15 protein-coding genes are annotated in these 14,101 nt (G+C 68.8%); 13 read left to right on the top strand and 2 right to left on the bottom strand.

The annotated features are described in order from the left end of the window. Window positions 1-167: 167 nt before the first annotated feature. Together thrS and QSV35_RS10420 are read left to right on the top strand one after the other, a co-directional pair. The gene (gene thrS / locus QSV35_RS10415; RefSeq protein WP_286289093.1) at window positions 168-2,096 is read left to right on the top strand and encodes a threonine--tRNA ligase; all 1,929 of its coding nucleotides are present in this window, start codon (window positions 168-170) and stop codon (window positions 2,094-2,096) included. After that, complete coding sequence (locus QSV35_RS10420) at window positions 2,093-2,653, top strand: HIT family protein (RefSeq protein WP_286288675.1); 561 nt, start codon at window positions 2,093-2,095, stop codon at window positions 2,651-2,653. Before thrS ends, QSV35_RS10420 begins: the two co-directional genes overlap by 4 nt. Window positions 2,654-2,771: 118 nt before the next feature. Here the strand turns inward: QSV35_RS10420 and pdxY are convergent, their stop codons facing one another. Then, complete coding sequence (gene pdxY, locus QSV35_RS10425; RefSeq protein ID WP_286288676.1) at window positions 2,772-3,623, bottom strand: pyridoxal kinase PdxY; 852 nt, start codon at window positions 3,621-3,623, stop codon at window positions 2,772-2,774. Window positions 3,624-3,630: 7 nt separating this feature from the next. Next, complete coding sequence (locus QSV35_RS10430; protein ID WP_286288677.1) at window positions 3,631-4,977, bottom strand: aminotransferase class I/II-fold pyridoxal phosphate-dependent enzyme; 1,347 nt, start codon at window positions 4,975-4,977, stop codon at window positions 3,631-3,633. A gap of 126 nt (window positions 4,978-5,103) precedes the next feature. Between QSV35_RS10430 and pdxS the strand changes: the two genes are divergently transcribed. The 11 genes from pdxS (at window position 5,104) to secF (ending at window position 14,066) form a co-directional block, all read left to right on the top strand. Beyond that, on the top strand, window positions 5,104-5,994 hold the full coding sequence (gene pdxS, locus QSV35_RS10435; RefSeq protein ID WP_286288678.1) for a pyridoxal 5'-phosphate synthase lyase subunit PdxS: 891 nt from the start codon (window positions 5,104-5,106) through the stop codon (window positions 5,992-5,994). Beyond that, window positions 5,988-6,587 carry a pyridoxal 5'-phosphate synthase glutaminase subunit PdxT gene (pdxT, locus tag QSV35_RS10440; protein WP_286289094.1) on the top strand — a complete coding sequence of 200 codons (600 nt, stop codon included), beginning with the start codon at window positions 5,988-5,990 and terminating at the stop codon, window positions 6,585-6,587. The genes pdxS and pdxT overlap by 7 nt, the downstream gene beginning before the upstream one ends. Window positions 6,588-6,618: 31 nt before the next feature. Further along, window positions 6,619-7,140: a hypothetical protein gene (locus QSV35_RS10445; RefSeq protein WP_286288679.1), complete on the top strand. Its 522-nt coding sequence runs from the start codon at window positions 6,619-6,621 to the stop codon at window positions 7,138-7,140. After that, complete coding sequence (locus QSV35_RS10450) at window positions 7,137-7,658, top strand: DUF1697 domain-containing protein (protein ID WP_286288680.1); 522 nt, start codon at window positions 7,137-7,139, stop codon at window positions 7,656-7,658. Before QSV35_RS10445 ends, QSV35_RS10450 begins: the two co-directional genes overlap by 4 nt. Before the next feature lie 83 nt (window positions 7,659-7,741). Beyond that, entirely contained in the window at window positions 7,742-8,500 is a 759-nt protein-coding gene (locus QSV35_RS10455; RefSeq protein ID WP_286288681.1) for a YebC/PmpR family DNA-binding transcriptional regulator, read from the top strand. Between the two features lie 66 nt (window positions 8,501-8,566). Beyond that, the gene (gene ruvC, locus QSV35_RS10460) at window positions 8,567-9,106 is read left to right on the top strand and encodes a crossover junction endodeoxyribonuclease RuvC (protein WP_286289095.1); all 540 of its coding nucleotides are present in this window, start codon (window positions 8,567-8,569) and stop codon (window positions 9,104-9,106) included. A gap of 48 nt (window positions 9,107-9,154) precedes the next feature. After that, entirely contained in the window at window positions 9,155-9,772 is a 618-nt protein-coding gene (ruvA, locus tag QSV35_RS10465; protein ID WP_286288682.1) for a Holliday junction branch migration protein RuvA, read from the top strand. Next, entirely contained in the window at window positions 9,765-10,787 is a 1,023-nt protein-coding gene (gene ruvB / locus QSV35_RS10470; protein WP_286288683.1) for a Holliday junction branch migration DNA helicase RuvB, read from the top strand. Before ruvA ends, ruvB begins: the two co-directional genes overlap by 8 nt. An 83-nt stretch (window positions 10,788-10,870) precedes the next feature. Then, window positions 10,871-11,287: a preprotein translocase subunit YajC gene (locus QSV35_RS10475; RefSeq protein WP_286288684.1), complete on the top strand. Its 417-nt coding sequence runs from the start codon at window positions 10,871-10,873 to the stop codon at window positions 11,285-11,287. A 44-nt stretch (window positions 11,288-11,331) separates the two neighbouring features. Next, complete coding sequence (secD, locus tag QSV35_RS10480; RefSeq protein WP_286288685.1) at window positions 11,332-13,077, top strand: protein translocase subunit SecD; 1,746 nt, start codon at window positions 11,332-11,334, stop codon at window positions 13,075-13,077. After that, window positions 13,077-14,066: a protein translocase subunit SecF gene (secF, locus tag QSV35_RS10485; RefSeq protein ID WP_286288686.1), complete on the top strand. Its 990-nt coding sequence runs from the start codon at window positions 13,077-13,079 to the stop codon at window positions 14,064-14,066. The genes secD and secF overlap by 1 nt, the downstream gene beginning before the upstream one ends. Window positions 14,067-14,101: the final 35 nt, after the last annotated feature.

Below are 14,101 nucleotides of genomic sequence, written 5' to 3' on the forward strand. Positions count from 1 at the left end.
GATGCTGCGGCATCCGAAGCTGAACCACGCCGGGCCCGAGCGCATCTGCGCCGCCCGGTAGCCTTGATCCGAGCCATTTCCCTGGAGAGTTTCCCGTGACCGAAAACGCCCAGCCGTCCTATCCGACCGACGGCTTCGCCCTCTTCCCTGATCGCTCCGTCGTCGCCATGCGCGTGAACGGCGAGCTGAAGGATCTCGCCGCGACCGTCGGTCAGGCGGACGCCGTCGAGCCCGTGTCGATCGAGAGCCCGGAGGGGCTCAGCATCCTGCGCCATTCGACCGCGCATGTGCTCGCGCAGGCCGTTCAGCGCATCAAGCCGCAGACCGACCTCGGCATCGGCCCGCCGATCACCGACGGCTTCTACTACGACTTCGGCACCGAGCAGCCGTTCACCCCCGAAGACCTGAAGGCCATCGAGAAGGAGATGCAGCGCATCGTCCGCGACGGCCAGCGGTTCGTCCGCCGCGTCGTCACCGACGACGAGGCGCGCGTCGAGCTCGCCCACGAGCCGTTCAAGCTCGAGCTCATTGGGCTCAAGGGCGGGAAGGAAGCCGCGGAGGGTGCCAACGTCGAGGTCGGCGCCGGGGAGCTCACCATCTACGACAACGTCGACCCGCGCAGCGGCGAGACCGTCTGGAAGGATCTCTGCCGCGGTCCGCACGTGCCGTCGACCCGCATGATCGGCAACGGCTGGGCGCTCCAGCGCATCGCCGGCGCCTACTGGCGCGGCAGCGAGAAGAACCCGCAGCTGCAGCGCATCTACGGCACCGCGTGGCCTACCAAGGACGAGCTGCGCGCCTATCAGCAGCGTCTCGAGGAGGCCGCGAAGCGCGACCACCGCCGCCTCGGCAAGGAGCTCGACCTCTTCTCGTTCCCGGACGAGATCGGTTCGGGTCTGTCGGTGTGGCACCCGCGCGGCGGGATCGTCCGTGGCGAGATGGAGCAGCACGCGCGTCGCCGGCACGTCAAGGCGGGCTACTCCTACGTGTACACCCCGCACATCTCGAAAGAGGACCTGTTCCTCACCTCGAACCACCTCGTCACCTACAAGGACGGGATGTTCCCGCCGATCGTGATGGACGAGGAGCGCGACGCAGAGGGCAACATCACCAAGCAGGGCCAGGACTACTACCTGAAGCCCATGAACTGCCCGATGCACATCCTCATCTACAAGGAGCGCGCGCGCAGCTATCGTGATCTGCCGCTGCGGCTTGCGGAGAACGGCACCGTGTACCGCAACGAGCTGTCCGGCGCGCTGCACGGCCTCACCCGCGTGCGCGGCTTCACCCAGGACGACTCGCACCTCTTCGTCACCCCCGACCAGCTGGAGGCGGAGGTCACCAAGGTCCTGGAGTTCGTCATCTCGATGCTCCGTGACTTCGGGCTGACCGAGTTCGAGCTCGAGCTGTCGATGCGCGACGACGAGAAGGACAAGTGGATCGGATCCGACGAGTTCTGGGAGTACTCGACCGACGCGCTCCGCAAGGTCGCCGTCGCTTCCGGGCTCAAGCTCACCGAGGTCCCCGGCGAGGCGGCGTTCTACGGCCCGAAGATCGACCTCAAGACCACCGACGCGATCGGCCGCGTCTGGCAGCTGTCGACCGTTCAGGTCGACCCGAACCTGCCGGAGCGCTTCGACCTCGAGTTCACCGACTCGGACGGCCAGAAGAAGCGCCCGATCATGATCCACCGCGCGCTGTTCGGCTCGATCGAGCGGTTCTTCGCGATCCTGCTCGAGCACTACGCCGGCGCGTTCCCGGTGTGGCTGTCGCCGGTGCAGGTCGTCGGCATCCCGGTCGCGGAGGAGTACGCGGACTATCTCGGCGGAGTCATCGAACGGTTGAAGGGCGAGGGCGTCCGCGCCGAGCTCGACCACAGCGCCGACCGCATGCAGAAGAAGATCCGCACCCACACCACCCAGAAGGTGCCGCTGCAGCTGATCGCGGGGGAGCAGGACCGCACCGCGGGCACCGTCTCCTTCCGCTTCCGCGACGGCTCGCAGGAGAACGGTGTGCCGGTGGATGCGGCGGTCCAGCGCATCCTCGACGCCATCTCATCGCACGCGCTCGTCGACACCGCGGAGGACCTCGCGTGACCGAATCCGGGGCGCCCCCCGAGCCCGTCGAGCGGCTGGTGGACGCGTCCACCCTCGCGGGCGTCCCGGACGGCTTCCAGCGGCTGTGGACGCCGCACCGGATGGCGTACATCCAGGCGGGTCCCGAGCCCCTCAAGCACGAGTGCCCGTTCTGCGAGGCCCCGAAGAAATCCGACGAGGACGGGCTCATCGTCGTGCGCGGCGAGCACGCATACGCGCTGTTGAACCTCTTCCCGTACAACTCCGGCCATCTGCTCGTGTGCCCGTATCGTCATGTCTCGCTCTACGACGACGCGACGCCCGAGGAGACCACGGAGATCGCGGAGCTGACGCAGCAGGCGATGCGGGTCCTCCGGAAGGTGTCTCGCTGCGACGGGTTCAACCTCGGGATCAATCAGGGCGCCGTCGCGGGAGCGGGCGTCGAGGCGCATCTCCATCAGCACGTCGTGCCCCGGTGGAACTCGGACGCGAACTTCTTCCCGATCATCGCCCGGACGAAGGCGCTGCCGCAGCTGCTCGGCGAAGTGCGCCAGGCCGTCGCCGACGCGTGGGCGTAGGCACGGTCTGATCTCCCTGCCCCGAACGAGAACAGGTGTTTTCGCGAGAACAGGACGGAATCATCCACATTCGCCTGTATTCGCGAAAACACCTGTTTTCGCATAGTGGTATGGCGGGTCAGCGGACCTGCGTGACCTCGAACTGCAGACGCGGGTCCGCGTAGAAGTCCTGCGACTCCACGAGCTGCAGTTCCCGTTCGCCGGATTCGTGCGTGACCCGCAGCAGGTCGAAGACGCTCGACGTCGTCCGGGCGAGGGCGGTCGCCGCATCCCCGGTCTCCCGGTAGTGGGCGGTGAACAGCGCCGCGGTCACGTCGCCCGAGCCGTTCGCCTTCAGCGGCAGCAAGGGAGTGCGCACGATCCACGCACCCGCGTCGTCGACGGCGAGCATCTCGATCGTCCCTTCGGGACGGTCGGGGCGCTCGACGCTCGTGACGAGCACCGTGCGCGGGCCGCTCGCGCGGACGAGGTCGACGCTCTCGAGCGTCGATTCGAGCGTGTCGGGCGTCGTGTTCGTCAGATAGCCGAGCTCGAACTGGTTCGGCGTGACGATGTCGGCAGCCGGGACCACGCGATCGCGGAGGAGGTCCGGGATGGCGGGGGCCACGAAGCATCCCGATTTCGCGTTGCCCATGACCGGGTCGCACGCGTACACGGCGGTCGGGTTCGCGGCCTTCACGCGCGCGACGGCGTCCAGGATGACGTCGGCGATGCCCTCGCCGCCCTGGTAGCCCGACAGGACGACGTCGATCTGCGACAGCACGCCGCGCTCCTCGATGCCGGTGACGACGTCACGCACGTCGTCCGGGCTGATCATCGGACCGCGCCACGCGCCGTATCCGGTGTGGTTGGAGAAGTTCACCGTGTAGACCGGCAGCACCTCCACGCCGATGCGCTGGAGGGGGAAAACGGCCGCCGAGTTGCCGACGTGGCCGTACGCCACGGCCGACTGGATGGAGAGGATCTTCACCTGGAGATCATCCCATCTTCGCCGGGGTCGCCTTCCGCGCCGCAGCAACCGTCGCGACCGCCACTGCGATATCCCGAGCGAGGAGCCGGGCGTCCTCGTCGGACAGCTCGTGCACGGTGAGGCGCAGCCGGCGCGACCCCTCATGGCTCTCGAGGTCGAACTCGTCGCCCGGGCGCGCGAGCCATCCCCGGCGCATGAGCTGCTCCGTGATCGCCCGCGACGGCACCGGGAGTTCGACCCACACATTGAGGCCGTCCGCGGCCCGGGTGGGGATGCCCTCGTCCGTGAGCAGGCGGGCGAACGCGTCGTTGCGGGACGCGTAGTGGATGGCGGCCGCATCCACCCGCGCCCGCGCGTCGTCATCGGTCACGAGCGCGTGGGTGAGCCGCTGCAGCAGATGGCTCACCCACGTGGTCCCCGGGGTGAGGCGCATCGCGAGGCGCTGTGCGGTCTCGGGATCGGATGCCGTGACGGCGAGGCACATGTCGGGACCGAGGAACTTCGACACCGACCGGACGAGGGCCCAGCGCTCGTGGTCGGCGCCGATGAGCGAGTGGTAGGGGTCGCGCGAGAGCATCGAGTAATGGTCGTCCTCGATGACGAGCACGTAGGGGTGATCGCGCAGTACCGAGCGGAGATCGGCGGCACGCGCGGCCGTGAGACTCGCCCCGGTCGGATTCTGCGCACGCGGCGTGCAGACGATCGCCCGGACGCCCTGAGCCAGCGCCGCACGCAGCCCTTCGACGGTCATGCCCTCGTCGTCGACCGGGACCGGCACGGCCCGGTAGCCGCCCATCCGCACCGTGTGGATGCTGGCGAGGAAGCACGGGTCCTCGAGGGCGACGGCGTCGTCGCGCGTCAGCGCCTGGGCGAGAAGGCGCTCGACGGCATCCGCCGCACCGCTCGTGATCGTCAGCCGCATGGATGCGGCGGGCGCGAGGCCTTCCCGCATCCACTCGCGCGCCCACGATTCGAGGTCCGGGTCGATGACCGGCTCACCGTAGAGGACGGGGCGTCCCGCGATCGTCGCGAGAGCCCGCGACGGATCGGGGATGTAGGCCGGATCCGGGTTGCCCGTTCCGACGTCGCGCAGCACGGTGTCGGCGAAGCCCTCCTGGGCGACCGGAGCGGGGCCGGCCACGCGGGTGCCGCCCCGGCCGAGCGTCACGACGAGACCGGCGGCCGTCAGCTGACGATAGGCGGCGTTGACGGTGTTGCGGTTGACGCCGAGCTGGTCCGCCAGCGCCCGCACGGGCGGAAGCGCGTCGCCGGGACGCAGCCGGCCGCGCTCGACGAGCGCGCGCAGGCTCTCGGCGATCTCGGATGCGGATCGCCCGTGGATCTCGGCGGTCATGGCTCCATCCTCCCGTGCTGTCGGCCCCGTCCCCGCCATGCTATCTTTTGGCCTAGGCCAATACCTGACATTGTCCGAACCCATTCATCTCCGTCGCGCTGGACGCGACCTCCGAAGGGAACTCCCGTGTCGACACCCGAAACCGGATCCAGCCGCGTCAAGCGCGGTCTCGCCGAGATGCTCAAGGGCGGCGTCATCATGGACGTCGTCACCCCCGACCAGGCGAAGATCGCCGAGGACGCCGGCGCTGTCGCCGTCATGGCGCTCGAGCGCGTTCCCGCCGACATCCGCGCGCAGGGCGGCGTCTCCCGCATGAGCGACCCGGACATGATCGACGGCATCATCGAGGCCGTCTCGATCCCCGTGATGGCCAAGGCCCGCATCGGCCATTTCGTCGAGGCGCAGGTGCTGCAGGAGCTCGGCGTCGACTACATCGACGAGTCCGAGGTGCTCTCGCCGGCCGACTACGTCAACCACATCGACAAGTGGGGCTTCACGGTTCCCTTCGTCTGCGGCGCGACGAACCTGGGCGAGGCCCTGCGTCGCATCAACGAGGGCGCCGCCATGATCCGCTCCAAGGGCGAGGCGGGCACGGGCGACGTCTCCGAGGCGACGAAGCACATCCGCAAGATCACCGGTGAGATCAACGTCCTCTCGTCCCTCTCGAAGGACGAGTTGTACGTCGCCGCCAAGGAGCTGCAGGCGCCGTACGAGCTCGTCGCCGAGGTCGCCGCGACCGGCAAGCTGCCCGTCGTGCTCTTCGTCGCGGGAGGCGTCGCAACCCCCGCGGACGCCGCGATGATGATGCAGATGGGCGCGGACGGTGTCTTCGTCGGTTCGGGCATCTTCAAGTCGGGCGACCCGGCCAAGCGCGCCGCGGCGATCGTGAAGGCCACGACCTTCTACGACGACCCCAAGGTGATCGCGGATGTCTCGCGCGGTCTCGGCGAGGCGATGGTCGGCATCAACGTCGCCGATCTCCCCGCGCCGCACCGCCTATCCGAGCGCGGCTGGTGACCACGGCACGTCCCCGGGTCGGGGTTCTCGCCCTGCAGGGCGACGTGCGCGAACATGCGCGGGTGCTCACCGGGCTCGGCGCCGAGGTGATCCTCGTGCGCCGGCCCGAGGAGCTCGCCGCAGTGGACGGTCTCGTCCTCCCTGGAGGGGAGTCGAGCGTCATCGACAAGATGTCGCGGGCGTTCGGGATGCAGGAGCCGCTCCGCTCCCGGATCGCGGCCGGCATGCCGGTCTACGGCACGTGTGCAGGGCTGATCCTCCTCGCCGATCGGATCACCGACGGCATCGACGGTCAGGAGACGCTCGGCGGGCTCGACGTCGTCGTCCGGCGCAACGCCTTCGGCAGCCAGGTCGACTCGTTCGAGACCGACCTGGAGGTGCCCGCCGTCGGCGCACCGCCGGTGCACGCGGTCTTCATCCGCGCCCCGCTGGTGGAGCGCGTGGGCGCCGGCGTCGAACCCCTGGCGACCCTCGCAGACGGCCGGGTCGTCGCGGTGCGGCAGGGGGTGCTCCTCGGCACGTCCTTCCACCCGGAGGTCACCGGTGAGCACCGCTTCCACGAACTGTTCCTGGACACGGTGCGCGCCGCCTGAGCGGCGCGCACCATCCGGTTACGCTGGCACGATGGCGATCAACGACTGGTGGGGGGATGCGCCCGAGGAGCGCTACTGGATGATCGCGCCATCGCGCGGCGTCGTGGGCGATGCGCTCCTGGCGCCGAAGGCCGACGACGAGCGCCGGTTCGAGTGGTCCCACGAATTGGTCGCCTACACCGAACCCGGGGACACGCTGTTCGTGTGGGATCGCACCCTCGCTCAGCCCGGCTTCGGCGGATGGGGGCGCGTCCTCGGCCCGCTGGGGGAGGAGACGCACGAGCGCGACGGTGAGGATCTCCCGCACTGGCGCATGCCGGTGAGCGACACACTGCGGCTCGCCAAGCCCATCAGCCTGGCTTCGCTCCGCCGCATCGGCGGGGAGATCGTCGACATCCGCAACCGTCTCGAGCGCGAGATCGACGGACCCATCTACTTCCCGTTCATCGGCGAGGCGGACACGCTCGTGCCCGCTCCCGCGTACATCGCGAAGATCCCCCGAGACCTCGTGGCGCTGCTGTCGTCGCGGTTCGGATTCGAGTTCGTGCTGTGACGGACTGGGTGGCGCTCCTGCGCGGGGTCAATGTCAACGGCGTCACCGTGCGCAGCGCCGACCTCGCGGCACTCTTCCGCGACCTCGGGTTCACTGAGGCGCGCACCGTGCTGGCGAGCGGCAACGTCGTGTTCGCCACGGATGCGGCCGATCGTACGGATCTGAAGCGCCTGATCGAGACCGGCTTGCGCGAGCGCTTCGGCTACGACGCGTGGATCCTCCTGCCGACGATGACGGAGCTGCGTGCGGTCGTCGACGGGTTCCCGTTCGACGAGACGGATGCGGGCCGCCAGCCCTACGCGATCTTCTGTGTCGACGAGGCCACGCGGGACGAGATCGTCGCGGCATCCGCGGACCCCGATCTCGACCCCGTCGCCGCCGGGCCCGATGTCGTCTACTGGAATCCGCCGGTGGGGATGACCGTCGACACGCCGCTCGGCAAGCTGCTCGGGCGGGCGCGGTTCAAGCCGGCGACGACGACCCGCAACCTTCGGACGCTGCTCAAGATCGTCGTCTGATCCGCCCCCTCCGCGGTCACGGCGAGGCGCTGTTCTAGAATGGTCCTTCGGCGGAAGACGTCGCCGAGAGATTCAGGAGCACCATGTCCGGGCATTCCAAGTGGGCAACGACCAAGCACAAGAAGGCCGTCATCGACGCGCGTCGTGCCAAGTCGTGGGCCAAGCTCATCAAGAACATCGAGGTGGCCGCGAAGCTGGGCGGAGCTGATCTGGCGGGCAACCCCACGCTGTTCGACGCCGTTCTGAAGGCGAAGAAGACCTCCGTCCCGAAGGACAACATCGACCGGGCCATCAAGCGCGGCGCCGGCATCGGCGGCGAGTCGGTCGAGTACGCGTCGATCATGTACGAGGGCTATGGCCCGAACGGCGTCGCGCTCATGATCGAGTGTCTGACCGACAACAAGAACCGTGCGGCCGCCGAGGTGCGCACGGCCCTCAGCCGCAACGGCGGAACGCTCGCCGACCCGGGCAGCGTCGCATACAACTTCACCCGCAAGGGCGTCATCGTCGTGGGCGGCGAAGGCACCACCGAGGACGACGTCATGATGGCCGCCCTCGAGGCCGGCGCCGAGGAGATCGAGCCGCACGCGGAGGGCTTCGAAGTCATCACCGAGGCCTCCGACCTCGTCGCGGTCCGTACGGCGCTGCAGGACGCGGGCATCGACTACGAGTCGGCCGACGTGGAGTTCGTCCCGAACCTCAAGGTCGAGATCGACGCCGACACGGCGCGCAAGATCTTCCGCCTCATCGACGCCCTCGAGGACAGCGACGACGTGCAGAACGTCTTCAGCAACTTCGACCTGAGCGCCGACGTCCAGGCGGAGCTCGAAGAGGACGAGTGACGCGCGCGCCTCGGCGCTGACCCGCGCCGAGGCGTCTAGCGTGGGGGAGTGTCCACGCTGCGAGTCATGGGGGTCGATCCCGGTCTGACCCGGTGCGGCATCGGCGTCGTCGATGTCGCGCCCGATCGATCGGCGACCCTCGTGCACGTCGGCGTGGTGCGCTCCGCGGCGGATGAGGCCATCGAACGCCGCCTCGCGATCATCGCAGCGGGCATCCGCGCCGTGCTCGACGAGCATCGGCCTGATGTCGTCGCCGTCGAGCGCGTCTTCGCGCAGAACAATCGCTCCACGGTGATGGGAACGGCTCAGGCGAGCGGCGTCGCCCTCATGCTCGCGGGGGAGCGCGGTCTCGCGGCCGAGACGCACACCCCGAGCGAGGTGAAGGCGGCGATCACGGGGTACGGCTCCGCTGACAAGCTCCAGGTGCAGACGATGGTCGCCCGCGTCCTCCGTCTCGACGCCCTCCCGAAGCCGGCGGATGCCGCCGACGCCCTCGCCCTCGCCCTGTGTCACGCGTGGCGCCGTGGGCCGGCGCCGACGCGGACGGCCCCGTTGACCCCCGCGCAGCGGGCGTGGGCGGATGCGGAGCGCCTCGCGCGACGCTGAGGCGTGTCGTTTCGAAGATATGTCCGAAGCGATCACTAGGGTGGGGGGATGATCTCCTCGTTGCGCGGCTCGGTGCTGCACGTGTCCGACGATTCGGTCGTCATCGATGTGGGCGGCGTCGGGTTCTCCGTCGCGGTGACGCCGCAGGTCGCGCGCACGGTGCACCTCGGCGACGAGGTGCGGCTGCACACGACGCTGATCGTCCGCGAAGACGCGCTGTCGCTCTACGGCTTCTCCGAACGCGACGAGCTCGACGCCTTCGGGCTGCTCCTCGGGGTGACCGGGGTCGGCCCGAAGTCCGCCCTCGGCGTCCTGTCGAGCCTCACCGTCGGCCAGATCGCAGAGGCGGTCGCGGCGGAAGATGATGCGCCGTTCCGCCGCGTGTCGGGCATCGGCCCGAAGACCGCCAAGCTCATCGTCGTGCAGCTCGCAGGCAAGATCGTGGCGCCGGTAGGCGCGCCCGTCGCCGGGCGCGCGGGGGCCGGCTCGGGCGCCGTCGCGGCGCAGGTGGTGCAGGCGCTCATCGGCCTCGGCTGGTCGGAGCGCGTGGCGGCCGAGGCCGTGGCGTCGGTCGCCGAGACGACGACGGATGCCACCGTTCCCGTCCTGCTGCGGCTGACCCTCGCGGAGCTCGGCCCCGCGCGGAAGGAGCCCGTCGGTGGATGACCTGCGCGACACGGGTACGCCGGAGGACGAGACCGAGCTCGCGATCGAGGGCGCGCTGCGTCCTTCGTCGCTGGCCGAGTTCGTCGGGCAGAAGAAGGTCCGCGGCCAGCTCCAGCTGCTCCTCGATGCGGCGCGCATCCAGCAGCGTCCCGCCGACCACATCCTCCTTTCCGGTCCTCCCGGGCTCGGCAAGACGACGCTCGCGATGATCGTCGCTCACGAGAGCGGGCGGCCGCTGCGGCTCTCGAGCGGGCCCGCCATCCAGCACGCGGGCGACCTCGCGGCACTGCTGTCGAGCCTCACGCCGGGCGAGGTGCTCTTCATCGACGAGGTGCACCGCATGGCGCGCTCCGCCGAAGAGATGCTCTACCTCGCGATGGAGGACTTCCGCATCGACATCATGGTCGGCAAGGGCGCCGGTGCGACGAGCATCCCGCTCGATCTCGCGCCGTTCACGCTCGTCGGCGCGACGACGCGCTCCGGACTTCTGCCGAACCCGCTGCGCGACCGGTTCGGCTTCACCGGGCACTTGGAGTACTACGACCCGGAAGAGCTCGAGCGGGTCGTCGAGCGCTCGGCGGCGATGCTCGGCGTCGCGCTGCCCCCGCAGGCCCGCGCCGAGATCGCCCGGCGATCGCGCGGCACTCCGCGCATCGCCAACCGCCTGCTGCGGCGTGTGCGCGACTATGCGATCGTCCATCGCACCGACGCCGACGAGGCCTCCGTGGCCGCTGCGCTCGAACTGTACGACGTCGATTCGATCGGGCTCGACCGGCTCGACCGCGCGGTGCTGGACGCCCTCGTCCGGCGCTTCCGCGGCGGCCCCGTCGGCCTCTCGACGCTCGCGGTCGCGGTCGGCGAGGAGCCTGAGACGATCGAGTCCGTGGTGGAGCCCTATCTCGTCCGCATCGGGTTCATGGGCCGCACGCCGCGCGGCCGCGTGGCCACTCCGGAGGCGTATGCGCACCTCGGCGCACCCCACCCGGACGGGGTCATCAGATTGGATGACTTATAATCGGGGAGGCTCTCAGCCACCACACAGCCCCCTCGGCGACGCAGCCCCTGGCACGCGCCGATATCGAAAGGTGCGACCTCCGCATGCAGTTCATTCAGCAGTACGGCCTGATCATCCTCCTGGCCGTCCTCCTCGTCTTCATGTTCTGGAGCTCGCGTCGCCGCATGGCCAAGCAGAAGCTCGAGCAGGAGGCGAAGGCCAAGCAGACGGTTCCCGGCGCAGAGGTGATGCTGCAGGGCGGCCTGTACGGCACGATCATCTCGTTCGACCCCGAGAACCTCGACCAGCCGGCGATCGTCGAGATCGCTCCTGGCGTCGACATCAAGGTCCACAGCCAGGCCATCCTCCGCGTCGTGACCCCCACCGAGGAGCCCGGCGCGCACGAGGCGATCGACGGCTCGCACGAGTCCATCGAGCAGGGCGACGCCGCCCCGCACGTGGAGACCGCCGAGGAGACCGCGGAGCGGCTCAAGAACGAGAACGACTCCGACCAGAAGTGACCGTGGCGGCCAGAAGCCGCCCCGCCAGAGAAAGCTGACCCTTCGTGGCCACATCCACTCCCGTCCGGCATGCGTGGCGTGCGCTGACCGGACTCCTCATCATCATCGCGGTGCTGTTCGGCATCAACGCGGTCGGCGTCTACGTCTTCAAGCAGAGCTCATGGGTGCCGCAGCTGGCTCTCGACCTGCAGGGCGGCACGCAGATCATCCTCGAGGCGCAGACCGCCAACGGGAGCGCGCCGACGACCGACCAGATGAACCAGGCGGTGACGATCATCCGTCAGCGCATCGACGCCTCGGGCGTCGGCGAGTCGGATGTGACCACCGAGGGCGGCAAGAACATCGTCGTCCAGATCCCGGGCCAGGCGGACGAGCAGACGCGCAAGCGCATCGAGGCGTCCGCCCAGCTGCAGCTGCGCGCCGTGCTGTTCACCGGGTCGCCCGCGACGAGCTTCGTCGGGCAGGACGGCAAGTCGACGCCGTACCCGACGCCGGATCCGTCTCTGCGGGCCACGCCGACGGTGGCACCGACGAACGGCAGCGACACGAACTGGATCACGCCCGAGCTGCAGGCGCAGTACCTCGCGTACGACTGCAAGGACAAGGCGAACGATCCGGCCAATGCGCCGAAGGACCAGCCGCTCATCACCTGCAACCCGGCCGGCACTGAGAAGTTCATCCTCGGGCCGGTCGAGCTCGACGGCTCGTCGATCAGCGACGCGACCTCCGGGGTCAACACGCAGAACGGCCAGTGGACCGTCAACCTGAAGTTCAACGCCGACGGCACGAAGACGTTCGGTGAGATCAGCCAGCGTCTGTACGGGAAGACTGCGCCGCTGAACCAGTTCGCGTTCGTCCTCGACGGGTACGTGCTTTCGGCACCGTCGATGAACGCGGTCATCCTCGACGGCAACCCGAGCATCTCTGGATCGTTCACGCAGCAGTCGGCTCAGGTCCTGGCTGACCAGCTGAAGTACGGCGCGCTGCCCTTGAGCTTCAAGGTCGTGAGCTCCGACACCATTTCGGCGACGCTCGGCTCGCAGCAGCTGATGATCGGCCTCATCGCCGGCCTCATCGGTCTCGCGCTCGTCGCGGTGTACTCGCTGATCGTCTACCGCGCGCTCGGGTTCGTGATCATCGCGTCCCTCGCGGTGATGGGCGTCATCACCTATCTGATGCTCTGCATCCTCGGCTGGCGCATGGGCTTCCGCCTGTCGCTCGCCGGCGTCGCGGGCCTCATCGTGACGATCGGCTTCACAGCGGACTCGTTCATCGTGTACTTCGAGCGAATACGAGACGAGCTGCGCGAAGGCAAGACCATCACGAGCGCCGTCGAAGACGGCTGGGGCCGAGCGAAGCGCACGATCTACGTGTCGAAGTCGATCAACATCCTCGCCGCAGTGGTGCTGTACATCCTCGCCGACGCGACGGTCAAGGGCTTCGCGTTCACGCTGGGCCTCACGACCCTGATCGACATCATGATCTTCATCCTCTTCACGCACCCCGTGATGCAGCTGCTTGCGCGCACGCGGTTCTTCGGCTCCGGCCACAAGCTCTCGGGTCTCGACCCGGATGCGCTGGGCGCCGTATATCGCGGACGTGCGGAGTTCCGCGCCCCGGTGGCCTCCGTCTCGAAGGGCCGCGTGGCTCGTTCGCGCGGTGAGGCCGAGCGCCGGCAGACGATCGCCGAACGCAAGCAGGCGCAGGAGCTCGCAGAGGCGGGCAGCGTGACCGCGAAGGGCGGCACGGGGGATGCGTCGACGAAGAACTCCGCGAAGGGCGACGACTGATGGGCCGCATGAGCCAGTTCGGCAACGATCTCTACTCGGGCAAGGTCTCCTTCCCCTTCATCGGCCGACGCCGCCTGTGGTTCATCATCGCGAGCGTGCTCGTCCTGGCCTCGGTGCTCGTCCCGCTGTTCCGTCCGATCCAGTTCTCCATCGAGTTCACGGGCGGAGCGCAGTTCACGGTCTCGAACGTCGCGAATCCGAACCAGCAGACGGCGACGGATGCGGTGCACTCCGTCGTTCCGGGTGCGGTCACCAAGGTCACGACGGTCGGCAAGGACACCGTGCGCGTCCAGACCGACCAGATGAGTCCCGAGCAGACGCAGGCGGTCTCGAAGGCGCTCGCCGACGCGTACAACGTCCCGGAGAGCGAGGTCACGACCTCGTTCATCGGCCCGAGCTGGGGTGCCGACGTCACGCGGCAGTCGCTGTGGGGCCTTGCGATCTTCCTCGCGCTGACGTTCCTCATCCTCGCGCTGTACTTCCGCACCTGGAAGATGTCGATGTCGGCGATCATCGGACTCGTGGACGTGCTGATCATCACGATCGGCGTCTACGCGGCGTGCGGCTTCGCGATCTCGCCGGCGGCGGTCATCGGCTTCCTCACGATCCTCGCGTACTCGCTGTACGACACTACAGTCGTCTTCGACAAGATCCGTGAGAATACGAGGGCCGACGGTGAGGGGATGACCCGCACCTTCGGCGAGTCGGTGAACCTCGCGGTCAACCAGACGCTCATCCGTTCGATCAACACGACGGTCGTCGCCATCCTCCCGGTCGGCGCGATCCTGTTCATCGGCGTGTTCTGGCTCGGCGCGCAGACGCTCAGCGACATCTCGCTGTCGATCTTCGTCGGCATCATCGTGGCCGCGTATTCGACGCTGTTCGTCGCGGCACCTCTGTACTCGCTCTTCCGCGAGTCGGAGCCGGCGATCAAGACGCATGACACGAAGGTGCGCTCGACGCGGGCGAAGGCGGTGGCCGCGGCCTGAGGGTCTGCCCGGGCATAGGATGAGGGGATCCAGCG

The organism is Microbacterium candidum, from assembly GCF_030315975.1.
Classification (GTDB): Bacteria; Actinomycetota; Actinomycetes; order Actinomycetales; family Microbacteriaceae; genus Microbacterium; species Microbacterium candidum.